The 23,891-nt window shown below is 73.0% G+C and carries 23 protein-coding genes, 1 tRNA gene and 1 pseudogene; 17 read left to right on the top strand and 8 right to left on the bottom strand.

What is annotated here, in order from left to right:
* Nucleotides 1-25: 25 nt before the first annotated feature.
* Genes ACFRAV_RS12875 through ACFRAV_RS12865 form a run of 3 tightly spaced genes read left to right on the top strand, consistent with a single transcriptional unit; the run spans nucleotide 26 to nucleotide 4,121 of the window.
* Entirely contained in the window at nucleotides 26-1,456 is a 1,431-nt protein-coding gene (locus ACFRAV_RS12875; RefSeq protein ID WP_382554462.1) for an MFS transporter, read from the top strand.
* Nucleotides 1,457-1,494: 38 nt separating this feature from the next.
* Nucleotides 1,495-2,703, top strand: coding sequence for a D-mannonate dehydratase ManD (gene manD, locus ACFRAV_RS12870; protein ID WP_382554460.1), 1,209 nt, complete (start codon nucleotides 1,495-1,497; stop codon nucleotides 2,701-2,703).
* Nucleotides 2,700-4,121, top strand: a complete 1,422-nt coding sequence (locus ACFRAV_RS12865; RefSeq protein WP_382554457.1) for a mannitol dehydrogenase family protein — start codon at nucleotides 2,700-2,702, stop codon at nucleotides 4,119-4,121. Before manD ends, ACFRAV_RS12865 begins: the two co-directional genes overlap by 4 nt.
* A gap of 85 nt (nucleotides 4,122-4,206) precedes the next feature.
* Here ACFRAV_RS12865 and ACFRAV_RS12860 read toward each other — a convergent pair whose 3' ends face one another.
* Nucleotides 4,207-4,515 carry a hypothetical protein gene (locus tag ACFRAV_RS12860; protein WP_382554454.1) on the bottom strand — a complete coding sequence of 103 codons (309 nt, stop codon included), beginning with the start codon at nucleotides 4,513-4,515 and terminating at the stop codon, nucleotides 4,207-4,209.
* Nucleotides 4,516-4,695: 180 nt separating this feature from the next.
* Complete coding sequence (locus tag ACFRAV_RS12855; protein ID WP_382554451.1) at nucleotides 4,696-5,940, bottom strand: MFS transporter; 1,245 nt, start codon at nucleotides 5,938-5,940, stop codon at nucleotides 4,696-4,698.
* Nucleotides 5,941-6,156: 216 nt separating this feature from the next.
* Here ACFRAV_RS12855 and ACFRAV_RS12850 point away from each other — a divergent pair, with 216 nt between their 5' ends.
* Nucleotides 6,157-6,540 carry a VOC family protein gene (locus ACFRAV_RS12850; RefSeq protein ID WP_382554448.1) on the top strand — a complete coding sequence of 128 codons (384 nt, stop codon included), beginning with the start codon at nucleotides 6,157-6,159 and terminating at the stop codon, nucleotides 6,538-6,540.
* Nucleotides 6,541-6,825: 285 nt separating this feature from the next.
* Here ACFRAV_RS12850 and ACFRAV_RS12845 read toward each other — a convergent pair whose 3' ends face one another.
* Complete coding sequence (locus ACFRAV_RS12845; protein ID WP_382554444.1) at nucleotides 6,826-7,965, bottom strand: alkene reductase; 1,140 nt, start codon at nucleotides 7,963-7,965, stop codon at nucleotides 6,826-6,828.
* 79 nt (nucleotides 7,966-8,044) lie between these two features.
* Here ACFRAV_RS12845 and ACFRAV_RS12840 point away from each other — a divergent pair, with 79 nt between their 5' ends.
* Nucleotides 8,045-8,419 carry a MerR family transcriptional regulator gene (locus ACFRAV_RS12840; RefSeq protein ID WP_382554442.1) on the top strand — a complete coding sequence of 125 codons (375 nt, stop codon included), beginning with the start codon at nucleotides 8,045-8,047 and terminating at the stop codon, nucleotides 8,417-8,419.
* A 107-nt stretch (nucleotides 8,420-8,526) separates the two neighbouring features.
* A pseudogene (locus tag ACFRAV_RS12835) lies at nucleotides 8,527-8,712 on the top strand (IS5/IS1182 family transposase); the annotation flags it as partial.
* A gap of 12 nt (nucleotides 8,713-8,724) precedes the next feature.
* Here the strand turns inward: ACFRAV_RS12835 and ACFRAV_RS12830 are convergent.
* Together ACFRAV_RS12830 and ACFRAV_RS12825 are read right to left on the bottom strand one after the other, a co-directional pair.
* Complete coding sequence (locus ACFRAV_RS12830; RefSeq protein ID WP_382554439.1) at nucleotides 8,725-9,816, bottom strand: IS630 family transposase; 1,092 nt, start codon at nucleotides 9,814-9,816, stop codon at nucleotides 8,725-8,727.
* A gap of 33 nt (nucleotides 9,817-9,849) precedes the next feature.
* Nucleotides 9,850-10,425, bottom strand: coding sequence for a snapalysin family zinc-dependent metalloprotease (locus tag ACFRAV_RS12825; protein ID WP_382554436.1), 576 nt, complete (start codon nucleotides 10,423-10,425; stop codon nucleotides 9,850-9,852).
* Between the two features lie 248 nt (nucleotides 10,426-10,673).
* Here ACFRAV_RS12825 and ACFRAV_RS12820 point away from each other — a divergent pair.
* The 3 genes from ACFRAV_RS12820 to ACFRAV_RS12810 all read left to right on the top strand — a co-directional run bounded on the left by ACFRAV_RS12820 (nucleotide 10,674) and on the right by ACFRAV_RS12810 (nucleotide 14,308).
* Nucleotides 10,674-10,746: transfer RNA gene (locus tag ACFRAV_RS12820), tRNA-Trp, on the top strand.
* 147 nt (nucleotides 10,747-10,893) lie between these two features.
* On the top strand, nucleotides 10,894-12,648 hold the full coding sequence (locus ACFRAV_RS12815; RefSeq protein ID WP_382554433.1) for an ankyrin repeat domain-containing protein: 1,755 nt from the start codon (nucleotides 10,894-10,896) through the stop codon (nucleotides 12,646-12,648).
* Nucleotides 12,649-12,955: 307 nt separating this feature from the next.
* Nucleotides 12,956-14,308, top strand: coding sequence for a M14 family metallopeptidase (locus tag ACFRAV_RS12810; RefSeq protein WP_382554432.1), 1,353 nt, complete (start codon nucleotides 12,956-12,958; stop codon nucleotides 14,306-14,308).
* A gap of 110 nt (nucleotides 14,309-14,418) precedes the next feature.
* Here the strand turns inward: ACFRAV_RS12810 and ACFRAV_RS12805 are convergent, their stop codons facing one another.
* The gene (locus ACFRAV_RS12805) at nucleotides 14,419-15,162 is read right to left on the bottom strand and encodes an SDR family oxidoreductase (protein ID WP_382554430.1); all 744 of its coding nucleotides are present in this window, start codon (nucleotides 15,160-15,162) and stop codon (nucleotides 14,419-14,421) included.
* A 16-nt stretch (nucleotides 15,163-15,178) separates the two neighbouring features.
* Complete coding sequence (locus ACFRAV_RS12800) at nucleotides 15,179-15,955, bottom strand: SDR family NAD(P)-dependent oxidoreductase (RefSeq protein ID WP_382554427.1); 777 nt, start codon at nucleotides 15,953-15,955, stop codon at nucleotides 15,179-15,181.
* A gap of 74 nt (nucleotides 15,956-16,029) precedes the next feature.
* Between ACFRAV_RS12800 and ACFRAV_RS12795 the strand changes: the two genes are divergently transcribed.
* The 3 genes from ACFRAV_RS12795 to ACFRAV_RS12785 all read left to right on the top strand — a co-directional run bounded on the left by ACFRAV_RS12795 (nucleotide 16,030) and on the right by ACFRAV_RS12785 (nucleotide 19,063).
* Complete coding sequence (locus ACFRAV_RS12795) at nucleotides 16,030-16,665, top strand: DUF1349 domain-containing protein (protein ID WP_382554425.1); 636 nt, start codon at nucleotides 16,030-16,032, stop codon at nucleotides 16,663-16,665.
* Nucleotides 16,666-16,731: 66 nt separating this feature from the next.
* Complete coding sequence (locus ACFRAV_RS12790; protein WP_382554422.1) at nucleotides 16,732-17,241, top strand: GNAT family N-acetyltransferase; 510 nt, start codon at nucleotides 16,732-16,734, stop codon at nucleotides 17,239-17,241.
* 262 nt (nucleotides 17,242-17,503) lie between these two features.
* Entirely contained in the window at nucleotides 17,504-19,063 is a 1,560-nt protein-coding gene (locus tag ACFRAV_RS12785) for a PQQ-dependent sugar dehydrogenase (protein ID WP_382554420.1), read from the top strand.
* A 111-nt stretch (nucleotides 19,064-19,174) separates the two neighbouring features.
* On the opposite strand, the gene ACFRAV_RS12780 is transcribed toward ACFRAV_RS12785, so the two are convergent.
* Complete coding sequence (locus ACFRAV_RS12780) at nucleotides 19,175-20,260, bottom strand: DUF5937 family protein (protein ID WP_382554418.1); 1,086 nt, start codon at nucleotides 20,258-20,260, stop codon at nucleotides 19,175-19,177.
* A 102-nt stretch (nucleotides 20,261-20,362) separates the two neighbouring features.
* Here ACFRAV_RS12780 and ACFRAV_RS12775 point away from each other — a divergent pair, with 102 nt between their 5' ends.
* The 5 genes from ACFRAV_RS12775 to ACFRAV_RS12755 all read left to right on the top strand — a co-directional run bounded on the left by ACFRAV_RS12775 (nucleotide 20,363) and on the right by ACFRAV_RS12755 (nucleotide 23,835).
* Nucleotides 20,363-21,715, top strand: coding sequence for an MFS transporter (locus ACFRAV_RS12775; protein ID WP_382554415.1), 1,353 nt, complete (start codon nucleotides 20,363-20,365; stop codon nucleotides 21,713-21,715).
* Nucleotides 21,716-21,950: 235 nt separating this feature from the next.
* On the top strand, nucleotides 21,951-22,496 hold the full coding sequence (locus ACFRAV_RS12770; RefSeq protein WP_382554413.1) for a hypothetical protein: 546 nt from the start codon (nucleotides 21,951-21,953) through the stop codon (nucleotides 22,494-22,496).
* A gap of 167 nt (nucleotides 22,497-22,663) precedes the next feature.
* On the top strand, nucleotides 22,664-23,038 hold the full coding sequence (locus ACFRAV_RS12765) for a hypothetical protein (protein WP_108955907.1): 375 nt from the start codon (nucleotides 22,664-22,666) through the stop codon (nucleotides 23,036-23,038).
* A 184-nt stretch (nucleotides 23,039-23,222) separates the two neighbouring features.
* The gene (locus tag ACFRAV_RS12760) at nucleotides 23,223-23,582 is read left to right on the top strand and encodes a metalloregulator ArsR/SmtB family transcription factor (RefSeq protein ID WP_351116539.1); all 360 of its coding nucleotides are present in this window, start codon (nucleotides 23,223-23,225) and stop codon (nucleotides 23,580-23,582) included.
* 79 nt (nucleotides 23,583-23,661) lie between these two features.
* On the top strand, nucleotides 23,662-23,835 hold the full coding sequence (locus ACFRAV_RS12755; RefSeq protein WP_351116541.1) for a hypothetical protein: 174 nt from the start codon (nucleotides 23,662-23,664) through the stop codon (nucleotides 23,833-23,835).
* Nucleotides 23,836-23,891: the final 56 nt, after the last annotated feature.

Genomic DNA, 23,891 nt, shown 5'->3' with positions numbered 1-23,891 from the left:
CGCCCCCCTGCAAGGAGGCAGGCAGATGAGCAACACCCCCGCCACGGCGTCCCCGGCCACGGCGCCCCCCGAGCCGGCGACATCCAAGGACGTCCGCCGCACCGTCGGCGCCTCGGTCGTCGGCACGGTCGCCGAGTACTACGACTTCTTCATCTACGGCACCGCGTCGGCGCTCGCCTTCAACAAGGTGTTCTTCCCCGAGGTCGACCCCACCGTGGGCACCCTCGCCGCGTTCTCCACCTACGCCGTCGGCTTCTTCGCGCGGCCCCTCGGCGGCCTGGTGTGGGGTCACATCGGTGACCGGGTCGGACGCAAGAAGGCACTGGTCTTCACGCTGCTGCTGACCGGCCTGGGCACCTTCGCGGTCGGCCTGCTGCCCACCTACGACCAGATCGGCATGTGGGCCGCCGTCATCCTGGTCCTGGTCCGCCTGATCCAGGGCTTCGGCGTCGGCGGCGAACAGGGCGGCGCGGTCCTGCTGACCGCCGAGGCGGCGCCGCCCGGCAGGCGCGGCTTCCTCGCCAGCTTCGTCCAGCTCGGCTCGCCGGCCGCCTACCTCATCCCGACCGGCCTGTTCGCACTGCTCACCACGCAGCTCTCCGAGGAGGCGTTCCTCTCCTGGGGCTGGCGGGTGCCGTTCCTGCTCAGCATCCTGGTCGTCGCCGTCGGCGTCTTCATCCGCCTGCGGGTCAGCGAGTCCGAGACCTTCCAGAAGGCCAAGGAACAGCAGAACACGCACCAGAGCGCGCCGCTCAAGCTGCTCGCCCGTGACCACAAGCGCGAACTGTTCGGCGGCCTGTTCACCAAGTTCGTCGAGGCCGCGGTCTTCCCCTTCTACACCGTCTTCCTCGTGACGTACGCCAAGGAGCACGGCGTCGACGAGGGCATGGTCCTCAACTCCGTGCTGATAGCCATCGCCTGCGAACTGCTCGCCATCCCGCTGCTCGGCCGCCTCACCGACAAGGTGGGCCGCAAGCCGGTCTACCTCACCGCCGCGGTCCTCAACCTGGTCCTGGTCGTCCCCGCGTTCAAGGCGATCGAGAGCGGCGACATGGCCGTGATCGTCGCCCTCCTGATCGCCGGCCTCGCCCTGGGCCACGCCGGCACCTACGCGCCGCAGGCCTCGTACTTCCCCGAACTGTTCCCGGCCCGCGCCCGCTACAGCGGCGTCTCGGTGGTCTGGCAGTTCGGCTCGATGATCGCCAGCGGCCCGTTCACCGTCGTGGCGGCCGCGCTGCTGATCGCCGGTGACGGATCCTTCACCTGGGTCGCCGTGTACGTCACCGCGCTGATCCTGGTCAGCATCATCGCCCTGTACTTCATGCCGGAGACCGCCCCCGGTCGGCGTGGCGGCGCCGAGTACGCCGACTGGGGCCGCGGCGAGGACGCCGCGAGCGCCTCCGCGGCCACCGCCGCCGCACCCGCCGCGCGCGTCACCACGCACGCCGGCAACTGATCCACCACACTCCCACGCTCCCCGGGAAGGGCTGCTCCATGGCCACCATCACCGAGGCGAAGGTCGTCGTGACCTCGCCCGGCCGCAACTTCGTCACCCTCAAGCTCACCACCTCCGACGGGGTGACGGGGCTGGGCGACGCCACCCTCAACGGCCGTGAACTCGCCGTCGCCTCCTACCTCCGGGACCACCTGGCCCCGCTGCTGATCGGCCGCGACGCCGACCGCGTCGAGGACATGTGGCAGTACCTCTACAAGGGCGCCTACTGGCGCCGCGGCCCCGTCACCATGACGGCCATCGCCGCGGTCGACACCGCCCTGTGGGACATCAAGGGCAAGGTCGCCGGCATGCCGGTCTACGACCTGCTCGGCGGCAAGGCCCGCGAGGGCGCCCTGGTGTACGGCCACGCGAGCGGCGCCACCGTCGGCGAACTGCTCGAGGACGTCGCCCGGTTCCAGGAGGCCGGCTACCGCGCGATCCGCGCCCAGGCGGCCGTGCCCGGCGTGGCGGGCACGTACGGCGTCCGCAAGGGAGCCGTCTACGAGCCTGCCGCGGCGGCCCTTCCCGAGGAGCAGCTCTGGGACACCGAGAAGTACCTGGACTTCGCTCCGCGCTACCTCGCCCGCATCCGGGAGGAGTTCGGCTTCGACTTCCACCTGCTGCACGACGTCCACCACCGGCTGACCCCCACCGAGGCGGGACGGCTCGGCGCGCGGCTGGAGGAGCTGCGGCTGTTCTGGATGGAGGACCCGAGCCCGGCCGAGCTGCAGGAGAACTTCCGGCAGATCCGGCAGGCCACCACCACGCCGATCGCGGTCGGCGAGGTCTTCAACTCGATCTGGGACTGCCAGCAGCTCATCACCGAGCGGCTGATCGACTACATCCGCTGCTCGGTCGCCCACGCCGGCGGCATCACCCACCTGCGGCGCATCTTCAACCTGGCCGAGCTGTACCAGGTCCGCACCGGCTCGCACGGCGCCACCGACCTCTCACCGGTCAGCATGTCCGCCGCCGTCCACCTGGACGTCACCGTGCCCAACTTCGGCATCCAGGAGTACATGGAGCACGACCCCGTCACCCACGAGGTGTTCCGCCCCACCTACGAGCTTCGCGACGGCGCCCTGCACCCGTCCGACGCTCCGGGACTCGGCGTGGAACTCGACGAGGAGGCAGCCGCGCGCTTCCCGTACGACCCCAGGTACCTGCCGGTGGGCCGCCGTTCCGACGGGTCGGTGCACGACTGGTGAGCAGGCTCCGTCTCGGCGCGCTGGCCGGACTGCCGAAGGGGACCGGCCCCCTGGTCGACCCCCGCTCCCTCGGCACGCGCGTCGTCCACCTCGGCCCGGGCGCCTTCCACCGCGCCCACCAGGCCGTCCACACCGAGCAGGCCGAGGCGCTGCACGGCGGAGGCTGGGGCATCGCCGGCTTCTCCCAGCGCGGGCGCGGCGTGGTCGAACAGCTCGCCCCGCAGGACGGGCTGTACTCGCTGACCCTGCGCACCCCCGAAGGACCGCGCACCCGCGTGGTCGGCCAGCTCCGCGAGGCGCTGCACGCGGCCGACGACGCGGACCGGCTGCGGGCCCTGCTCGCCTCCCCGGCGGTCACGGTGGTCACCCTCACCGTGACCGAGAAGGGCTACCGCCGCGCCCCCGGTGGCGGTCTCGACACCACCGACCCACTGGTCGCCGCCGACCTGGCCGGCGCGCCCGCCCCGGCGAGCGTGCCGGGGCAGCTGGCCCACGGGCTTCGCACCCGGCGCGTGGTCTGCGGGGCTCCGCTGAACGTCGTGCCCTGCGACAACATGGCCGACAACGGGCAGGTGGCGGCCCGCCTGGTCCGCGAGTTCGTCGAGGCGTCCGGCTGGGACGACCGCGACACCCTGCTCGCCTGGATCGACGAGGCCGTCGCCTTCCCCTCCACGGTCGTCGACCGGATCGTCCCCGCCGCGACCGACGCCGACCGGGACGCCGCGAGCGAGCTCCTCGGCGTCCGCGACGAGGCGGCGGTCACCGGTGAGCCGTTCACCCAGTGGGTCCTCCAGGACGCCTTCGCGGCGGACCGGCCCCGCTGGGAGGACACCGGCGCGCTCCTGGTCCCGGACGTCGCGCCCTACCAGGTGATGAAGCTGCGGCTCCTCAACGGCAGCCACACGCTGCTCAGTTGCCTCGGCCTCGCCGACGGCCGGGAGACGGTCGCCGACGCGATGACGGCGCCGTGGGCCGAGCCCGTGCTGCGCGCCTACGCCGCCGAGGTCGCGCGGAGCCTGCCGGCCGGCCTCGACGTCGACGGCTACGTGGACGGGCTGGTGGTCCGGTTCGCCAACCCGGCGATGCGCCACCAGCTGCGGCAGATCGCCACCGACGGCTCCCTCAAGGTGCCCGAACGCTGGCTTGCCCCGCTGCGGGAGCTGCGCGCGGCGGGCCACGCGGCCCCGATGCTGGCCGGCGCCGTCGCGGCGTGGGCCCGCCACACCCGCGACGAGCGGCTCGACGACCCGGCGGCGGACCGCCTGCGCGCCGCCTGGCAGGGCCACGCCGACCGGGCCGTCCCCGCCCTCCTCACCGTCCTCGGCGCCGAGGACCTCGCCGGGGACCGGCACTTCGCCGCCGAGGTGCGCGAACGCCTCGCCGCGCTGGACGCCCACGGGGCCGCGGCGCTCCTCTGACCGCGACGGCGGTCCCGCGTGGGGCTGCATGGAGCGTCGGCCCGTCACCCACGTGGTGGTGACGGGCCGACCCGGCCGGGCCGGGTCACTTCCCGGTGTGCTGCTCCACCACGTCGCAGTCGGTGTAGACCGGAGGCCGGGTCATCAGGGCCGAGAGCTGCTGGGCCAGTTCGCCGGTCTCGGGCGCGTCACTGTTGGCCATGGCCGTCTCGTGGTCCGGGAACTCCACGACGGCGAGGTAGCGGTTGCCGTTCGCCCGGTCCTTGAGCAGCATCCGGGCGGTGGGGGCCGTGGTCCGGCCTTGGGTACGGGACTGCTCCTCGTACTCGTCCATCCGCCGCCGCACCTCGTCGATGCGCTCCGTCTCGAAGTCGATGATCTGCACGAATTTCATGTCGGTGGCCACTCCTCCTGGTGCACTGACCTGCGGCTGGTGACGCCCTCCGGCCTGCGCGGCCCGGCGCCACCAGGCCAACGACCGCCCGGTCACCAGGCAACGGGAGTTCCGCCACCCGGGGCGGTCCGGGCGCCGTTCGACGGATCGGGCCGTGCCGTTCGCACGCTTCCACGGCCCTCAGCGTCCCGCGGTCCTCCGGAAGTCCAGGTCGGCATGGCGGACGGCGTGGGAGGCGGTGGAGACCGTCGCGCCGAGCATGCTGACGCAGCCGAAGAGGAGGAAGGTGGGGCCGGCGCCCCACAGCTCCACCAGGAGGCCGAAGAGCGGGAACATCACCGGGGTGATGCCGACCGCGCTGAGCGCCTGGACGGCGGCGACCCGGCCCTGGTAGGCGAGGGCGGTGTTGGCCTGCATCAGGGCCATGGCCAGACCGCCGCACAGGCCGGACACCAGTCCGGAGACGAGCGCCACGGCGACCGCGAGGGCGAGGTTCGGCATGACGCCGATCAGGCCGATGCCGGCCGAGGCGACGAGCAGGGTGATGTTGTGCCAGTGACCGGCGCGGGGGAAGCGGCCGCGCACGACGAGCAGGAGCGAGGTCGTGCAGACGCCGGTGCTGAGGGCCGCGTTCACCCAGGCACCGCCGGATGGGCCCCAGCCGCGTTCCTCGGCGAGCAGGATGACGCCGATCGCCATCGGTGGGATGCAGCCGATCATCGAGAGCAGTCCGGAGAGGACGAGCGGGCCGACGACGGGCTCATGGCGCAGGTAGACGATGCCGTCGACCAGGTCGCGGCGGGCGGTGGAGTCCGCGGCGGGCAGTTCCTCGGGCGGCAGCGGGGCGAGCCGGACCGCGACCAGGAGGAGCAGCGAGAGGGCGAAGAGGACGCCGGTCACGGCGAACGCGCCGGCGGGCCCGCCGAGCCCCATCGAGAACCCGGCGAGCGGCGGGCCGGCGATGTGGCCGGACCGCTGCACCAGGTTGCGCAGGCTCTGCACCCGCATCAACTGGTCGCGGCCGGTGAGCCGGGGCGGCATGGCTCCGACCGCCGGCATGAACAGGGCGTCCACGACGCCGAAGACCAGGGCGAGTGCGACGAGCAACCAGAGGCCGGGCGTACTGAAGGCGAGGGCCGCGGCCGCGGCGAGGATCACCACGGCGCGGACCGCGTCGGAGGAGACGACCACCAGGCGCGGGCCGAACCGGTCGGCGATCACCCCGCCGCCGAGCATGAGGATCGCCCGGGGTATCGCGCCGACCGCCATCACCAGGCCGACCTGGGCAGGCCCGGCCACCTTCTGCGCGGCCCAGCCCAGCGCCACGAAATAGGCGGCGTCGCCGACCACGGAGAAGGTGTAGGCGACGAGCCAGCGCAGGACGTTGCCGTCCCGGTGCGCCGGGGTGGAGGGAGTGACGGCCACGGCGGGCGGGGCCCCTACGTCAACGGGTTCTTCTGCTCGTGAGGTCACAAGGGCGCATGGTCTCCCACAACGCAGGTCCGCCACAACGGAGTTACGGGTCGGCTGCCATGACCCTCCGGCGACTGACCGGGGCCGCCGCCGCGGGCAGCCGCCGACAGCGGACCGGGAGCCGGCGGGAGTGCCTTCCCGTCCTGGGAGCCCCGGTTAGGCTCAGGCATGCGATCTCGGACGGACGGCATGTGGTGGGGGACGACGATCGAGGCGCCGGACCCCGCAGGTCTGGCGAAGTTCTATGCCGCGCTCCTCGGCTGGCGCGTCGGGCACGAAGAGCCGGGAACGTCCGTTGTGGCCGCCTCTCCGCAAGGACCGTTCCTCGTCTTCCAGCAGGCGGAGGGTTACCGGGCTCCGGTGTGGCCGCCTTCCGACGGTGACCAGCGTCCGATGATGCACCTCGACTTCCAGGTCGGTGACCTGGACTCAGCGGTCGCCGAGGCGGTCGTCCTGGGCGCCACCGTCGCGCGGTTCCAGCCCCGGGAGAACGTCCGCGTGCTCTTCGACCCGGCAGGCCATCCGTTCTGCCTGTGCCGCGACGACGGGTGAGCACTGCGTTTCTCCTGCTTCGTGGGAGGCGTGGGCAGGCGCCGTCCAGGCGAAGCGCCGCGGGGCGAAAAGCGGGAGTGCCCGCTACCCGAGCATGTCCAGCCACGCGCGGGACCCGCCGCCGAAGGGTCCCGTGCCGTCCCGCAGTGCGGCCCCTAGCCACTCCGCCGCCGCGGGGTAGGTGACGACGTCCGCGTGACCAACCGTCTCGGCGCGGTGATCCCGGCCCAGAGGACGCCCTGGCATCATGAGCCCCGTGCCGACGCCCCTCCGCACCGCCGGCCGTCACCGCCCGGCCGGCTCCGGCGTCCCGGAATGCTGTCGGACGGCGGCGAGGGTGGGGTAGTCGGTGTAGCCGAGCTCACCGCCCGTGTACATGAGGCCTTGGTCCCGTACCTGGTTGACCGGGGCTCCGGTGCGCAGACGCTCGACCAGATCGGGGTTGGCGAGGAAGGGGCGGCCGAGTGAGATCAGATCGGCTCCCGCGGCGAGCAGCCGCTCGCCTGCCTGCCTCCCGCCGTCGGCCGGCAGTGGCTGACCCCAGCCGAGGACCGGATTGGCGATCAGCGTGGCGGGCCAGGCCCGGCGGATCTCGTGGAAGAGCCCCTGCTCCGGGTCGGCGAAGACGACGTGCAGGTAGGCGAGGCCGGCTTCGGCCAGGGCAGCCACGAGCGCCGGGTAGATGTCCTCCGTGTCACCCTCCTCCACGCCGTTCACGGTGACTCCGGGAGAGATCCGCACGCCGACCCGATCGGGGCCGATGGCGTCGGCGACCGCCCGGGCCACCTCGACCACGAAGCGGATGCGGTGGGCGACGGAACCGCCGTAGGCATCGGTGCGCCTGTTCGTCCCCTGGGCCAGGAACTGGTGCAGGAGGTACCCGTTGGCGGCGTGCACCTCCACCCCGGCGAAGCCCGCGTCGACGGCGTTGCGGGCGGCGGCGGCGAAGTCCGCCACGGTGCCCTTGATTTCTTCAGCGGTCATCGCGCGTGGGATGACGGCAGGTTGTGGCCCGCCGGGGGTGTGGACGGGCTCCGGGAGCGGGACGGGCGAGGGGGCGAGGGGAGTGTGTCCGCTGGTGTCGGGGTGGCCGACCCGGCCGCCGTGCTGCAGTTGCAGGAACATACGGCCGCCCGCCGAGCGTACGGCGTCGGTCACCCTTCGCCAGCCGACCACGTGCCTGGCGTGGTGGACAGCGGTGATGTTCGGGTACGTCTGCCCCACAGCGTTCGGGGTGGAGGCCTCGGCGACGATCAGTCCGGCCGAGGCGCGCTGGGCGTAGTAGGTGGCCATGACCGGTTGCGGGACTCCCTCGGCGTCGGCGCGGTTGCGTGTCATGGGAGCCATCACCAGGCGGTTGGGCAGGTCCAGGCCGCCGAGGCGGGTGGGGGTGAAGAGCGTCGACTGTTCTGCCGTGTTCGTCATGACGGTACGGTAAAAGCTGACACCGGCGGCAAGTTCAAGCCCTCAACCGGGCACGGCGTGCCGGGGACGGGGTGACACCATGCGCATCGGCGAGCTGGCACGGCGCAGCGGGGTGAGTGAGCGTTCGCTGCGCTACTACGAGACACAGGGCCTGCTGAGGGCCGAGCGCACGCCGGGTGGCCACCGGCATTACGGCGAGTGGGCCGTCGACCGGGTCATCCGCGTCCAGGCCCTCTATGCGGCGGGGCTCAACAGCAAGAAGATCGCCCAGCTGCTGCCCTGCATACGCGACGTGGACGGTGCTCCGAGCGAGATCGCCACCCGCCGGCTGGTGGACGATCTTTCCGCCGAGCGGGACCGCATCGATCGCATGGTCGCCGACCTGCTCCTCTCCCGGGACATCCTGGACGAGGTCATCGCCACGGCCTCGGCCGCGCCCCACTTGCGGCAGTGAGGGTTCCGGTCGGGCAGGACCTCGGCGCGGCGGAGGGGGTCGTGGGCGGGTGAGGGCGTGGCGTCGGCGCACAACCGCCGCCGTCGACCGGTTGACGGGGCGTTCAACCAGGCGACGATGGCCAGCGGGGCAACCAACAACGCGGCGGCGGAGCCGGAGCCGGTGGCAGGCCTACCGGCTTCGACCGCAACCGTTACCGGCGCCGTAACGGGTCGAGAGAACCGTCAACCGGGCCTGCGTCCTTCCACGGTACCGTCCCCGCCGCAGCGATCCGGTTCGGGCTCCGCCGATGATCCGCGACAGACCTAGTGATCTGAGTCAGAGATTCGTCGGCAGTATGCGGCGACTTTGTCGAGGATCTCGTCTGCGGTCTTCGTCCAGACGAAGGGTCTGGGGTGCTCGTTCCAGTCGGCGAGCCAGGCCCGGATGTCACGCTCGAGGGCCTGGACGGAGCGGTGGACGCCACGCTTGAGCTTCTTCTGGGTCAGCTCGGCGAACCACCGCTCGACCAGGTTGAGCCAGGACGCGCTGGTGGGCGTGAAGTGCATCTGAAAGCGGGGATGGGCCAGGAGCCACTTCTTGATGTCGGGTGTCTTGTGGGTCGCATAGTTGTCGAGGATCAGGTGGACCTGGAGGTCGGCCGGTACTTCCTTGTCGAGTTTGGCGAGGAACTTCTTGAACTCGGCGGCCCGGTGGCGGCGGTGGAGCGAGCCGATGACCTTGCCGGTCGCCACTTCCAGGGCGGCGAACAAGGTGGTGGTGCCGGCGCGGACGTAGTCGTGGCTGCGGCGTTCGGGGACGCCGGGCATCATCGGCAGGACGGGCTGGGACCGGTCCAGTGCCTGGATCTGCGATTTCTCGTCCACGCAGAGCACCAGCGCCTTCTCCGGCGGGTCGAGGTAGAGGCCGACGACGTCACGGACCTTGTCGATGAACAGCGGATCCGTGGACAACTTGAACGTCTGCGACCGGTGCGGGGCCAGGGCGAACGCCCGCCAGATCCGCGAGACCGTCGACTGCGACATCCCTGTGGCGGCTGCCATCGACCTGGTCGACCAGTGGGTGGCGTTCTTCGGTGTCTCCTCGAGCGTCTTGACGATGACCCGCTCGACGTCCGCGTCGGTGATCTTGCGCGGGACGCCCGGACGCGGGTCGTCGCACAGGCCGTCCAGGCCCCGTTCGAGGAAACGGCGTCGCCAGGTGCGGACGGTGTCCGGGGTGATCCGCAACCGGCGGGACACTTCCATGATCGAGTGTCCCTCGGCGCACTCAAGCACGATCCGCGACCGCAGGGCCAGGGCCTGGGCCGTCGTGCGACGACGGACCCATCCCTCCAGCGCGGCTCGTTGGGCATCAGTCACCGACAACGGCGGAATCTTCGGACCCGGACGACTCATGCCCAACCAACGACAAATCTCCGACTCGGGTTACTAGGGCGCGTCGACCAGGGTGCGGCCGCCGGCGGTGGCGGCCGCGGTCAGGGCGCCCGCGTAGAAGGACTCGACGCGGGCCTGCTCCGTCGCGTTGGGTACCGCGTTGGTGCAGCTGGTCCCCGCGCTGGAGCCGGACATCAGCTGGGTGCACGGGCCGGGCTTGGTGTCGGGCAGCCCCAGGCTGTGGCCGAGCTCGTGGGCCGCGATGCGGGTCTTGTTGTACCCCTGCGCCACGGCCTGGCTGCCGAGTTCGACCCGTACCTGGCCTCCGGGACGCACCGGGCCCAGGTACGCCTGCGGCCAGCCGGTGGTCGCGACGATGACGATCTCGGCGCGGGTGCCGGCCGGGGCCTCGACCAGCTGGACGTTGTCGACGTTCCGGTTCCAGGAGGCGACTCCCGCGGCGATCGCCGACTCCCAGCCGGCGGCCCGGCTGTCGTCGTAGCGGAGCGTCACCGCCGCGGCGGCGCGCGCCGTCCCGGCCGGTGCGGGGGCCGCCTGCGCGGCGGCCGTCGCGGCGAAGGTGAGAGCTGCGGCGGCGCCGGCCGCCTTGAGCCACAAGGACTTCTGCATGGCTGTCCATTCGGTCACGGGTTCCGGCCCTGTCCGGAACCGGGGTGGGGGGTTGCGGCACCGCGCCGGCAGGTGACCTGCCGTCAGTCCCGTCGTAGGTTCTCCCAGGGGCCCCAGGACACTGCCCAACCGGGCCGATAGGTCATGCTCATGTCAGCAAGGTCGGCCGGAATGCGCCCACCCGCGGTCACGAACCGGCCGCGGGGCAACCCGGTCCCGCCCGCCCGGCCCGTAGGATCACCGCAGGCAAGGCCGTAGCGCAGTGGTCGTCGCACCCGAGCTCCAGGCTGGTGGACGTCGGTTCGAATCCGACCGGCCTTGCCGTCCACATCGTGCGGGGAAGAGTCGGCCGGGGGAGTGAGGGAGCGGGATGAGCGCCATCACGCCCGTGTGCCGCCCCGCGGGAGGGGCCAGGGAGCGCGCCGCCGGTGCCCGCCCCCACCCGCGTGTGGTCAAGGGCGCCGACCGGTGATCGGACAGGACCCCGTGGACACGTCGAGCTGGCGGCGGGTCCGCCGCTACGCCGTTCCGCGCACGATGATCGAGCACGCCACCGAGCGACGCCTGGCCGGCGACTGGGCCGGCGCCTGCGCGGCTGCCGACGTCGACGTGGGCCTCGACCTGCGTGACGTCGCCGCACGGCACGGCGCCGACGTCGCCGCAGCGGTGGAGGACGACCTGCGCCATCTCGTCCCGGACCTGCTGCGCTGGCACCTGCCGCGCACGCTCGGCGGGCGGACCACGCTGGCCACCGACGTGGCCGTGCTGCTTTCCCGGCACGCCTCGCGCGTCGACGGACCGGTCCTCCTGTACGTCCGAACGCCCACGACGATCGACGGCCCGCAGCGTCTCGCGCTGCGCCTGGGATCGCCGCAGGCGGAGCGGTGGCCGAGGGTCCGGGCCGTCACCTGCGAGGACTGGTCGACGGCACGCCACCTCTGGGACGCGCGGCACACCGCCGAACTGCGGGAGCGTTGCGGCGGCGGACCCGACCGCCCGCCCTTCATGGAGGCCGACGGCACCCCTCGCGACCCCTCCCGCCTGCCCGTCGTGGACCCCGGCGACGGCCCGGGCGTCGACCCCGCGGCGCGTACCGAGTGGACGGTGCTGCTGCAGCAGCGGGGGCGCACGGCCGAGGCGTTCGCCGCTGCGGGCATCACGCTGGACGGCGCACCTCCCCGGTTCGCACTCACCCCGCACGTCCTCACCCTCACCAGGCTGGAGGACGAACTGCGGCGGCTCGCCGCCCAGCAGTCCGGGAGCCGGTTCCGGCTCGACGCCGGCATGCGCGGGACACTGTTCCTCGAACCGGCGGACCGGGCCGAGGGCACGGTGCGGGCCCAGGTGGCGGAACCGCCGGGTGACACCCCGCTCCTGCCCCGGTGGCTGCACCGGCCGCTGCCCGACCTGCAGTTGCTGCGGGCCGGCCACCTCGCCCCTGCCGAACTCCACCCGCTGGTGGGCGCCTCGCTGTTCCCCTCGCTCCCCGTCCCCGAAGGGCCGCCGGGCCCGCGTACGCCGGAGCCGGTGCGCGTGAGGTGCGGCGGGGCGTGGCACGAGGTGGTCTCCCGCGGCGGACAGCTCGACATTCCGCACGGCGAGCAGGAGCAGCCGCCGGTGCGTGCCGCCTGCGGCCTCCCCGCCGCCTGCGACCTTCCGGCCGACTGCCGTCGCCTGCTCGCACGGCCGCGGCCGACCGACTGCTTCGCGGTCCGTGAGGCGTGGACGACGGGGAGGGGCCGGCTGCCGAAGGCGCTGCGGGCGCAGCGGGCCGAGCTGTTCCAGCGGGCGCAGCACGGTGACACGGCGGGTGTGCTCGCGCTGCTGGACGCCGGTGTCGACCCGCGCGTGCGGGACGGCGGGCGCCGGAGCCTGCTGCACGTCCTCCACCTGCTCGACCACGAGGCGCTGCTGCCCCGGCTCGTCGAGGCGGGGCTCGACCTCGAGGCCCAGGACTGCCGGCAGCGGACGCCGCTGTACGCGGCGGTGTACGCGGGGGGCTCGCCCGCCCTGGTGCGGACGTTCCTCGCCCTGGGCGCGCGCATCGACGCGGTCGACGACCGGGGCCTGACGATGGCCCAGGTGATCCGTCCGTACGGGCGCAGCGACCTCGCCTTCCTGTGCGAACGCGTGGAGCGGGAGCACCCCCATCGCGGCAGCTGGTGGTCAGGGATGACGCCGGACGAAGAGCCCGTCTGGAAGCGGCGAGGCCTCAGGAAGTAGACCCCGGCCCGGCCCCGGCCCCGGCCCCGGCCCCGGCCCCGGCCCCGGCCCCGGCCCCGGCCCCGGCCCCGGCCCCGGCCCCGGCCCCGGCCCCGGCCCCGCTCCGGCCCCGGCCCGGCCGGGAGCCCTGCCGGACGGGCCGAGGACCGGTTCCGGACAGTCCGGCCCGGCCGCCCTTGACCCAGACATGCCACGCACTCACGATGAGCGCCACCGCACCCGCACGTCGTACGCGCACGTCGCACCGCCCCGCTCCACTCCCTCAGGCCGGACAATCCCGGTACTCCCGGAGAATCAAGGAGACTTCATGCGACTCCGCCCCCACGGCACGGGCGCCCGCCACCGCGGACGCACCGCCGCCCTGGCCGCCCTGCTGGCCCTGGCGCTCGCCGCACCCGTGTCGGCCACGGCCGACGACACGCCGACCACGACCGCCGCCGCGTCGGTCGCGGCGGACGAGGTCCGCCAGTACGAGATCACCCTGCACTCCACCCCCGAGGACCGCACCGCCCTGCAGCGGACCGGGGTGACCGTCGACGAGGTGCACGGCCACGGTGTCGTCGTCTCGGGCCGCGCCGACCAGATCAGGAAACTGCGCTCGCTCGGCTACGACGTGACGCCGCTCGGCTCGGTCCCCGACCGGTCCGCCGGGGAGGACGACGTCCGCCCCCTCGACTTCCCGACGGCCGACGCGCGCTATCACAACTACGCGGAGATGACGGCCGAGATCAACGCGATCGTCCAGGCCAACCCGCAGATCGCCTCGCAGCGGGTGATCGGCACCTCGTACCAGGGGCGCAACATCGTCGCCGTCAAGATCAGCGACAACGTCGCCACCGACGAGGCCGAGCCCGAGGTGCTGTTCACCCATCACCAGCACGCCCGCGAGCACCTCACCGTCGAGATGGCGCTGTACCTGCTGCGGGAGCTGACCGGCGACTACGGGACCGACTCCCGGGTCACCGACATGGTGAACGGCCGCGAGATCTGGATCATCCCGGACCTCAACCCGGACGGCGGCGAGTACGACGTGGCCACCGGCTCCTACCGCTCGTGGCGCAAGAACCGCCAGCCCAACTCGGGCTCCAGCTACGTCGGCACGGACCTGAACCGCAACTGGGCCCACCGCTGGGGCTGCTGCGGCGGCTCCTCCGGCTCGACGTCCTCCGAGACCTACCGCGGCACCGCGGGCGAGTCGGCCAAGGAGGTCAAGGTGGTCGCCGACTTCGTGCGCGGGCGTGTGGTGGGCGGCAAGCAGCAGATCAAGGCGGGCATCGACTTCCACACCTACAGCGAGCTGGTGCTGTGGCCCTACGGGTACACCACGGCCGACACCGCGACCGGTCTGACGGCCGACGACCGCAGCGCCCTCGCCACGGTGGGGCAGAAGATGGCCGCCAGCAACGGCTACACCGCCGAGCAGTCGAGCGACCTGTACATCACCGACGGGTCGATCAACGACTGGCTCTGGGGCACGTACAAGATCTTCTCGTACACCTTCGAGATGTATCCGTCGTCCAGCTCCGGCGGCGGGTTCTACCCGCCCGACGAGGTGATCGACCGCGAGACCTCCCGCAACCGGGACGCGGTGCTGCAACTCCTGGAGAACGCGGACTGCATGTACCGCTCGATCGGCAAGCAGGCGCAGTACTGCGCCTGACGCCGGCCTGGCCGGTGACGTGGCGACTCCGACGGTGACGTCGCGGCTCGGCCGCTGACGTCGCAGCCCCGCCGCGTGCACGACGCGGCGGGGCTGCTGCCGTCCTGGCCTCAGTGCTGCTTGGCCAGCCACTCCTCGAAGGTGGTCGGCGCGATGCGGGCGTCCGGACCCGGCAGCATCACGTCACCGGCCATCTCCGTGCCGAACAGCCCCGACCAGGTCGGCACCAGCCGGACCGCGCGGCCGCGCGCCTGATGGGTGCGCCGGGCCATGTCCACCAGGTCCTGCGGGTCGGGCCCCGCGACGTCCCGGTACATGCCCTGCGGAGCGCCGGTGGCGATCTCGGCGAGGACGTCCGCCACGTCCTGCGGAGCGATCGGGCGCAGCAGCAGCGGGGCGACGGTGGCGACGCCGTCCTGCTCCGTCCACCCCGTCACCATCTCGGCGAAGTCGTGGAACTGGGTCGCCGGGACGATCGTCCAGGGCACCAGGCCCTCGGAGACGAGGCGCTCCTGCTCCCGCTTGCCGGCGTAGTGGGCGTTGCCCTCGACGCGGTGCAGGCAGGCGATCGACAGCAGCACGTGGTGCCGGACACCCGCCCGTGCCTCGGCGGCGAGCAGGTTCCGGGTGCTGGTGCCGAAGAACGCGATCGCTTCGTCACGGTCGGCCGCGGGACCGTTGGTGGCGTCCACGACGGCCTCGACACCGGTCAGGGCGGCGTCGAGGCCCTCCCCGGTGGTCAGGTCGACGCCGAGCGAGCGGCTGACGCGCACGACCTCGTGCCCGGCCTCCTCCAGGGCGGCGACGGTCAGGGCGCCGATGTTGCCGGTCGCGCCGGCGACGGCGATCCGCATGATGGGCTCCTCCGTGTCAGGAGTGGTGAATGGTCTCGCCGGTGATCCCGGCGAGGACGTCCAGCAGACGGTCCTGGACGTCCAGGTCGTAGGCGGCCGGATTGGCCCGCAGGGAGACGCGGTGCTTGAGGTACCGGCCGGTCACCAGGGCGTCCGGCTCGTCGGACGAGGCCAGCCACACCTGCGTCTCGGCCCCGTCGGGCAGCGCGTCGGTGGCGTTCGGACCGCCCATCCGGGTACGGACCCAGCCGGGGTCCACCGCGTTGACGACGACGTCCGGCCACCGGCGCGCCAGGGCGAAGGCGAGCGCCACGTCCATGAGCTTGCTGTCGGAGTAGGCCTGCATGCCGTCCCACGCGCGCTTCGCGAAGGTCAGGTCGCCGAAGTCGAGTCGCCCCGCGGACTCCAGTCCCGAGGTGAGGAGGACCAGGCGCGCCGGGCGGGGCGAGAGGGCGGTCAGCAGGTAGGGCGCCACCACGTTGACCTGGAAGATGTGTTCCAGTCCGTCGCCGGTCGTCACCCGCTCGGAGGCGCCGCCGCCCACCCCCGCGTTGTGGATCACGGCGTCGAAGGGGCCCGCCTCCGCGGCCGCCGAGGCCAGCGAGCGGGTGCTCGCCAGCGAGGCCAGGTCGCCGGTCAGCACGGCGGCGGCGCCGGGCAGGGAGGCGCGGAGCTCGGCGGCGCGCCGCTCGTCGCGGGCGTGGACGACCACCCGGTGCCCGGTGTCGACCAGTGCCCGGGCGGTCTCGTGGCCGATGCCCTGGGCCGAACCGGTGACGAAGACGCTGCTCACGATGGCCTCTCCCCGTGACGGAGCGGCCGCGGCCGCTCTTGACGATCCGTCACCCACCCTACGAGACTCCGACGGTGACTGCGCCGACCCTACCCAGCCTGCCCTTCCCGCTCGCGCCGGAGGGCGGGCCGCCGTGCGTGTTCGATACGTCCGGCGGAACCCTGCGGCTGACCGGACAGGCCGGCACCGACCTCTTCCTCGACCCGGCGGGCGGCGGCACGCCGCCGGACGCGGGCCGGCTCGCCGGTGTGCCGCCGGAGGGCGACTTCAGCCTGGCGGCCCGGGTGCGGGTGGAGTTCGCCTCCGCCTTCGACGCCGGAGTGCTGCTGGTGCACGCGGCCGAGGACCGCTGGGCCAAGCTCTGCTTCGAGTACTCCCCGCAGAAGACCCCGACCGCGGTCACCGTCGTCACCCGCGGCACCTCCGACGACGCCAACGCCTTCGAGGTGTCCGGCGACACGCTGTGGCTGAGGGTCACCCGCGCGGGCCGCGCCTGGGCCTTCCACGCCTCGACCGACGGACAGGGGTGGCGCCTGCTGCGCTACTTCTCCCTGCACGAGCACGAGCACGAGCACGAGCACGAGGCGGATGCCCGGCGCACCACCGTCGGCTTCCTCGCCCAGTCGCCCACCGGCCAGGGCTGCACCGCCTGGTTCGAGGACGTCACCTTCACGCCCTCGGCCCCCGCCGACCTGCGCGACGGCTCCTGAGAGGGCCGCGAACGCGCAGGTGAAAGTGGTTTGCCGGGGTCGTCGCGGGCCGGTTAGCGTCACCGCGTGACCCCGACACTGCACACCGCCCGCCTGCTGCTCGAGCCCTACCACCGTGAGGACGAGGAGGACTTCGTCGCCCTGTTCCTCGACGAGAGGGTCTCCCGCTGGATGGGCGACGGCCCCGAGCCCGAGGCGGAGTACCGCGCGCTGTTCGGGCGGGTCTTCACCAAGGTCTACGCCCAGGAGCTGTTCGACGTCTGGGCCGTGCGGCGGGACGGGCGCCTGGTCGGGCACGCCGAGATCAAGCCCAACGAGGAACTGGGCGGTCACGAGATCATCTACGCTCTCGCCCCCACGGCCTGGGGATCGGGCCTGGGGCGGGAGCTGGCCGAGGCCATCGTCGCCCACGGTTTCGGCGCCCTCGGCCTCACCGAGGTGCATGCCACCGTCGCCGAACCGAACACCGCCTCCCTGGCCGTGCTCGGCAAGCTCGGCTTCGCACACGTCCGGGACGTGACCGAGGACGACGGCTCCGTCACCCGGGTCCTGACCTGCCGCGACGCCGACCGGTAGACCCACGGCGACGGCACGGCCGGGTCCGCGGGAGCGGCCCGGCCGGCTCCGCGGGGACGGCGCGGGCGCGAGCACGTGCCCCCGGGGAGCCGCGCGAGGCGCTCCGCGCGCGCACGTCAGGACGTAGGCGGCCTGGTGCCTGGGCGGGAGAGGCACTAGCGTCCCGGCGGGGCACATGTGTAGTACCGATGCGGCAGGGGCCCGCGACCAGGCGGGTCCGCGCCGCTCTGTCCGCTCTCCCGTACGAACGCAGGAGCCGTACATGCTCAAGAGACGATTACCGCGCCGCCGCTGGTTAGGTCTGCTGCTCGCCCTTCCCCTGTCCGTCACCGGCCCGTTGTCCCTCCCGGCCGCCTCCGCCGAGGCCCCGCCCGCCACGGAGGCGCGGACGGCCGCCGCCGCGGTGCCGCCCATGGAGGAGGTCCTCGCCACCACCACCCAGGTCGCCTCCGGCCTGCGGCGTCCCACCGCCATCGTCGCCCCGAGCGACGGCACCGGGCGGCTGTTCATCACCGAGAAGTCCGGACGGGTCCGCGTCTACCAGCCCAGCACCGGCCTCTCCTCCACCCCCCTGCTGGACATCGTCGACAAGGTCGACGAGACGGGCAACGAGCGCGGCCTGCTGGGCATCGCCCTGCCGCCCGACTTCAACACCAGCAAGAAGCTCTACCTCACCTACACCGCGCTGCCCGACGCCGCGGTCACCCTGGCGCGCTACAACCTCGCCGACGGGAAGCTCGAGGTCCTGCTGCAGCAGCCGCACGCCGACTACAGCAACCACAACGGCGGCCAGCTCGCGTTCGGCCCCGACGGCAAGCTGTACATGGCGATCGGCGACGGCGGCGGGTCCGGTGACCCGTTCGACACCGGCCAGCGCAAGGACACCCTGCTCGGCAAGATCCTCCGCGTCGACGTGAGCCGCAGCTGCGGCTCGCTCCCGTACTGCATCCCGGCCGACAACCCGTTCGTCAACACCGCCGGGGCCCGGGGCGAGATCTGGCTCTGGGGCACCCGTAACCCGTGGAAGTTCTCCTTCGACCCGGCGGACGGGTCGATGTGGGTCGCCGACGTCGGTCAGGGACGGTGGGAGGAGATCACCAACCTGACGCGCGCCGAGCAGGCGGGCGCCAACCTGGGCTGGTCCTGCTACGAGGGCCCCCAGGTCTTCGACGAGGCCCAGTGCGCCTCCGGAGCCCGCTACACCCCGCAGGACTACTACTACTCGCCCTACAACGGCAACTGCGCGGTCATCGGCGGACAGGTGTACCACGGCAAGCAGTTCGCCGACCTGGTCGGCGGCACCTACATCGCCACCGACTACTGCTCGTCGCAGGTCTGGGCGCTGCGTCCCGACGGCAACGGCGGCTACCGCCAGGCCGACATCGGTGACTGGCCGACCCAGGTGACGGCGATCGGCGCCACTCAGGAAGGCGAGTTCTACGTCGTCAACGACCTGCCCGGCGGCCTGCACAAGGTGTCCTTCGAGCGGACGAAGCCGCCCTGCAAGGTCGACGTGAAGAAGACGGCCTGGGGCACCGGCATGACCGTCGACCTCACCGTCACCAACACGGGCACCACCCCGCTCGACGGCTGGTGGCTCCAGTTCTCGCTGCCCTACGGGCAGAGCGTCACCTCGGACTGGAACACCGACCTCACCTCCCTCGGCGACATCCACACCGCGTCCAACGCCAGCCACAACGCGGCGATCCCGCCGGGCGGTTCGGTCACCCTCGGCTATCTGGTGAGCCACACCGGCAACGCCGCCGCACCGGGTCGCTTCACGCTCAACGACGTGCCCTGCGCCCGCACCGGCAGCAACTGACACCACCAGGGCAGCAGCGCACGACACGGACGAAGGGGGCCCGTGCCACGGCGACCGGCCGCGGCGCGGGCCCCCGGCCGCGCACCGCCGGCGCGGCACGGGCCGCGCCGGTCAGCGCAGCACCGCGGCCAGCAGGTCGGAGCCCAGCGCCGACACGGCGGGCAGATCGAGCGCGTGACGGACGTGACGGCCGTGCCGCCCGGCCGACAGCAGACCGGCGCGGCGCAGGACGGCGAGGTGACGCGAGACCTCCGGCAGGGACAACTCCCAGATGTGCGCCAGCTCCCCGGTGGTGTGCGCGCCGCGCGCCAGGGTGCGCAGCAGCCGCAGCCGCACCGGGTGGGAGAGCGCCGCCAACCGCAGGGCCACCGTCTCCAGCGGCACCGGGGCGGCCGGCTCAGGTCCCGTCACCGGGTACTGCACCACGGGGCGCCAGCCGGGGGAGTGGACCACCACCAGATGCGGGTGCGCGAACACGCTGGGGATGAAGGTGAGGCCGGCGCCCCGCGCGGAGACAGCCCTGTCCTGGAGCTTGTCCACGACCAGGCGGCCGCCGTCCGGGGTGAGGGAGAGGGCCCCCGACACCGAGGCGAGCGCCGGGCCGACCCCCTGACGCCGCAGCAGGTCGTCCTTCACCCGCAGGTCGGCGGCGAGCCGCCCGGCGACGTTCGCCCAGACGGCGTCGAAGAACGCCTCCGCGCACTGCTCGAGCGTGCGCCGGACCCGCGCCCGCACCCTGCCGGGATCAACCAACAGCCGTGCCGTGAAAGCCTCCTGGCGCTCCCCGCGGGCCTGGGCCAGCCGCAGCACCCGCTCCCGCGCGCCGCTGTCGGCCAGCGGGGACGGGCCGGCCAGGCGGTCGGGGCGGCCGCCGCACGTGGAGACGAGCGCGGCGGTCACGTAGGTCTCGTCGTCGAGCCGGTCCACGTCGTCCAGTTCCTCGCCGAGCGTGGGCCGCGGGCGGGCCGGGAGCAGGAAGTCGGCCTGGGAGGACCGCCAGAGGACGTCCGCCTCCCGCAGCCGCTCCGCCAGCTCCGGCCGCAGCCCCGCCCCGGCCTCGGCTGCCCGCGCGGCCAGGCGCGGATGGTGATCCGGCTCGGCGAGCACGTGCAGCATCGCGGTCAGTTCGGCCAGCGGCGAGGCGGCGAACCGCAGGGCCCCGGCCGGCAGACCACGGATGTCGATGCTCAGCGTCACCCGCCCATCATCGTCCCCGCCACGGGCGGGCGTCGACGTGTCGCTTGACGGTGATCGTCAACCCACGTGCCCCGCACGGCCCGAGGCCGCGACCGTGGGGCCATGACGACCACCATGAAGGTCCGCCCCCGCGCCCTCGTGCGCGCCTCGGGGGGACCCCGCTACGCCGTCGCCCTCGGCGTGGACGCCCTGGGCACCGGCATGCTGCGCCCCTTCCTCCTGCTGTACGGGCTGACGGTGCTGCGGCTGTCCGCCCCGGTCACCGGCGTCGCGATGACGGTCGCCGTCGTCACCGGCCTGGTCTGCATGCCCGCCGTGGGCCGGTGGATCGACCGGGGCGCGCGCAGCACGGTCGTTGCGACCTCGATGCTGGTGCGGGTGGCGGGAGTCGCCGTGCTGCTGGCCACCCCGGAAGGCACCGTGTGGATGTTCGCGGCGGCCGCGCTCCTGCACGGCGTCGGCAACCAGGCATGGCCCGCCGCCCACGCCGCCGTGGTGGCCACCGTCGCCCACGGCCGCGAGCGCGATGCCGCCCTGGCGGCCGGCCGCACCCTGCGCAACGCGGGCCTCGGCGTGGGCGCCCTGGTGGCCACCGTCTGCCTCGCGGGCGGCGCCCCGGCCCTGCGGGCGCTCGCCGCGGCCACCGGCCTCGCCTACCTCGTCGCGGCGGCGCTCGCCTGGTCCGTGCGCCTGCGGATGCCTCCGGCCACCGGTCCGCAGCCCGACGGCGGTCACGGGTCCGTGCCGCGGATGCCCGCGCTGCTCGCGGCCAACGCCGTCTACGTCTTCTGCCTCAACGTCCCCGAGATCGCCCTGCCGCTGGTGCTGGTGACGCAACTGCACGCCTCCCCGGCCTGGTCGGCGGCCGTGTTCGTGACCAACACGGTGCTGGTGGTCGCTCTCCAGGTGCCGGTCACCCTGCTGCTCGCCCGCTACCGGCGACGGTCCGTGCTGGCCCTGGCCGGCGTCCTGCTCGCGGTCTCCTACCTCGGCTTCCTGCTGGTCACCGCACCGGGTGACGGCCCGGCCTGGGCGGCCCCGGCGGTCCTCGCGGTGTCGGTGCTGTGCACGGTCGGTGAGATCGTCCACGCCGGCAGCGCCACCGCGCTCGTCACCCACCTGGCCCCGGCCCGCCACCTGGGGCGTGCCCTGGCCCGCTTCGAGCTCTCCACGGGGCTCGGTCTCGCCGTGTCGCCCGCCGTCATCACGGCGCTCGCCCCACGCGGCCCTCTCGCCCTCTGGGGCGGCCTCGGCGCCGCCACGCTGCTCGCCGCAGCGGCGGTCGCCGGGGAGAAGGACGCCGTCGACGCCGCCCCGCGATCCGCTGACGGGGCGTCGGCGGCCGACGGGCCGGCCGGAGCGCCGCGGCGGGACGGACCCGCGGACCGGGCGCCTGTCCGCCCCGGGCCGAGCAGCGGTGAGCGGAGCGGCGGCGATGTCCGAGCCGCTCCGTAGGGTGGGGTGATCCGGCCCCGCTCCGGAGGACGTCATGACCCGGCACACCCCGCCCCGGCCCGGCGACGAGACGTCTGCCCCGGCCGGCCGGGGCTGCACCGCTTCGACCGCTCCTGAACGCGCCGGGGCCCGCCCCGGACGCCGCACGTCGGGTGCCGCACCTGAGTACCCGTACTCATGACCTCCGGCGCTGCCTCGGCGACGCTGGTCGCGCACGACCACACAAGGGGGATCCATGGACAGGCCGCTGCTCTACCTCGACGTCGACGGGCCGCTCAACCCGTATGCCGCCGCGCGGCCGCGTCCCCTGCCCGGCTACCGGGCACGTCCGGTGCCCGGAACCCTCAGGGCCCGCCCGTGGCGGCTGTGGCTGAACCCGGCGCACGGACCCGCGCTGCTGTCCCTCGGCTTCGACATCTGCTGGGCCACCGCCTGGACGGCCCACGCCAACCGGCACATCGCCCCCGTCCTCGGCCTCCCCGAGCTCCCCTTCGTCGACTTCGGCGACGACCTGTTCCGGGAGCGACCCGACGGCGTCCACTGGAAGACCGCCGCGATCGTGGAGCACGCCGCCGGCCGCCCGTTCCTCTGGGTGGACGACGAGCAGAGCGTGCTGGACGAGCTGTACATCGACGCCTGCAGCCCCGCGCCGGCGGCTCTGCACCACGTCGACCCGCGTCTGGGTCTGCGTCCCGAGGACTTCGTCGCGCTGGCCGATCTCGCGGACGGCCTGACCGGCCGCGCCGCGCTGCGGGAACCTCCTCTCGCCTGCAACTGGTAGTTGGCTGATCATTTTTTATAACTGGATACCTTCGTGGAGATGGCCAATTGATCATCTTCCGTCATTCCCGATCAATCTTTCTTCGCGCCGGATCACTCCGCGTACGTTGCGATCGCAGGCGGGCCCGGAACCGGGGCTCGTACCGCCGACACACAACGGAGGCCGCGATGGCGAGCGTGGAAGTTGCACTCAAGGAACTGATGACCGAGGTCGAGGGCTCGCTGGGCGCGGCCGTCGTCGACTACACCAGCGGTATGGCCCTCGGCACGCTCGGTGGCGGGAAGGAGCTGGACCTGACCGTCGCGGCGGCCGGCAACACCGACGTGATCCGGGCCAAGGTGCGCACCATGGAGCACCTCGGGCTGCAGAGCCAGATCGAGGACATCCTCATCACGCTGGGGACGCAGTACCACCTGATCAGGCTGGTGACGGGCCGCAACGGAAACGGCCTGTTCCTCTACCTGGTGATCGACAAGGAGCGTTCCAACCTGGCGATGGCCCGCCACGTCCTCAAGCGGGTCGAGGCGCAGCTGGAAGTCTGACCGCTCCGCGACCCGGCAGACGCATGCCCACGAATTGAAGAATTCTTCAAGTCATCACTTGGAGATCATTCCAACTGGTGCACGTGAGCTGCACGGATCGAGAAGATGAGCGGATAAACCCATGGCGCGGTGGGGGAGCGCCGCGCCATGGGAGCCAGCCACCCCGACCGGCAGGAAGAGCGCCATGCAACTGCCCCTCTACCAAGCCAAGGCAGAGTTCTTTCGCATGCTGGGGCACCCGGCACGCATCAGGGTCCTGGAACTGCTGCAGCACGGGCCGGTCCCGGTGCGGGACCTGCTCGCCGACATCGAGATCGAGCCGTCCAGCCTGTCGCAGCAACTGGCCGTGCTCCGCCGCGCGGGCATCGTCGTGTCCATCCGGGAGGGCTCGACCGTCAGCTACGCGCTCGCCGGCGGCGACGTGGCGGAGCTGCTCCGCGCGGCCCGCCGCATCCTCACCGAGCTCCTGGCGGGGCGCAACGAGCTCCTCGCCGAACTGCGCGAGAGCGACCCCGCCCCGCCGGTCCCGGCGGTGGCCGAGTAGCCGAACGGAACTCCTCCCGCCGTTTCCGGCGACCGGTCGCGGGCAGACGAACCGGTGACCGCCTACGAAGGGAGTAGCCATGAGTGCCGAAGAGAAGGCCAAGGCCAAGGGCGAGCAGATCGTGGGCAAGGCCGTACGCAAGACCGCCCACGCCGCCGGCGACGACAAGACGGCGGCCAAGGGAGGCGCCCTGGAGGGCCGCGGGCACGCCCGGGGCACCAAGGAGAAGGGCAAGGACGCCTTCAAGCGCTGACCAGCCGACCTCGCGGGGCGTACCCGCGACCGACGGCCCGCCGTGCGACCGCGCAC

The organism is Streptomyces sp. NPDC056600, from assembly GCF_042792855.1.
Classification (GTDB): Bacteria; Actinomycetota; Actinomycetes; order Streptomycetales; family Streptomycetaceae; genus Streptomyces.
The sequence above is the reverse complement of the archived record's forward strand: the minus strand, read 5'-3'. Positions and strand labels throughout refer to the sequence as shown.

Excerpts from the sequence above, each read along its gene's own strand:
- ACFRAV_RS12875 (WP_382554462.1), top strand. The coding sequence starts at position 26 with ATGAGCAACACCCCCGCCACGGCGTCCCCGGCCACGGCGCCCCCCGAG.
- manD (WP_382554460.1), top strand. The coding sequence starts at position 1,495 with ATGGCCACCATCACCGAGGCGAAGGTCGTCGTGACCTCGCCCGGCCGC.
- ACFRAV_RS12860 (WP_382554454.1), bottom strand. The coding sequence starts at position 4,515 with ATGAAATTCGTGCAGATCATCGACTTCGAGACGGAGCGCATCGACGAG.
- ACFRAV_RS12850 (WP_382554448.1), top strand. The coding sequence starts at position 6,157 with ATGCGATCTCGGACGGACGGCATGTGGTGGGGGACGACGATCGAGGCG.
- ACFRAV_RS12845 (WP_382554444.1), bottom strand. The coding sequence starts at position 7,965 with ATGACGAACACGGCAGAACAGTCGACGCTCTTCACCCCCACCCGCCTC.
- ACFRAV_RS12840 (WP_382554442.1), top strand. The coding sequence starts at position 8,045 with ATGCGCATCGGCGAGCTGGCACGGCGCAGCGGGGTGAGTGAGCGTTCG.
- ACFRAV_RS12830 (WP_382554439.1), bottom strand. The coding sequence starts at position 9,816 with ATGAGTCGTCCGGGTCCGAAGATTCCGCCGTTGTCGGTGACTGATGCC.
- ACFRAV_RS12825 (WP_382554436.1), bottom strand. The coding sequence starts at position 10,425 with ATGCAGAAGTCCTTGTGGCTCAAGGCGGCCGGCGCCGCCGCAGCTCTC.
- ACFRAV_RS12810 (WP_382554432.1), top strand. The coding sequence starts at position 12,956 with ATGCGACTCCGCCCCCACGGCACGGGCGCCCGCCACCGCGGACGCACC.
- ACFRAV_RS12805 (WP_382554430.1), bottom strand. The coding sequence starts at position 15,162 with ATGCGGATCGCCGTCGCCGGCGCGACCGGCAACATCGGCGCCCTGACC.
- ACFRAV_RS12785 (WP_382554420.1), top strand. The coding sequence starts at position 17,504 with ATGCTCAAGAGACGATTACCGCGCCGCCGCTGGTTAGGTCTGCTGCTC.
- ACFRAV_RS12775 (WP_382554415.1), top strand. The coding sequence starts at position 20,363 with ATGACGACCACCATGAAGGTCCGCCCCCGCGCCCTCGTGCGCGCCTCG.
- ACFRAV_RS12770 (WP_382554413.1), top strand. The coding sequence starts at position 21,951 with ATGGACAGGCCGCTGCTCTACCTCGACGTCGACGGGCCGCTCAACCCG.
- ACFRAV_RS12765 (WP_108955907.1), top strand. The coding sequence starts at position 22,664 with ATGGCGAGCGTGGAAGTTGCACTCAAGGAACTGATGACCGAGGTCGAG.
- ACFRAV_RS12760 (WP_351116539.1), top strand. The coding sequence starts at position 23,223 with ATGCAACTGCCCCTCTACCAAGCCAAGGCAGAGTTCTTTCGCATGCTG.
- ACFRAV_RS12755 (WP_351116541.1), top strand. The coding sequence starts at position 23,662 with ATGAGTGCCGAAGAGAAGGCCAAGGCCAAGGGCGAGCAGATCGTGGGC.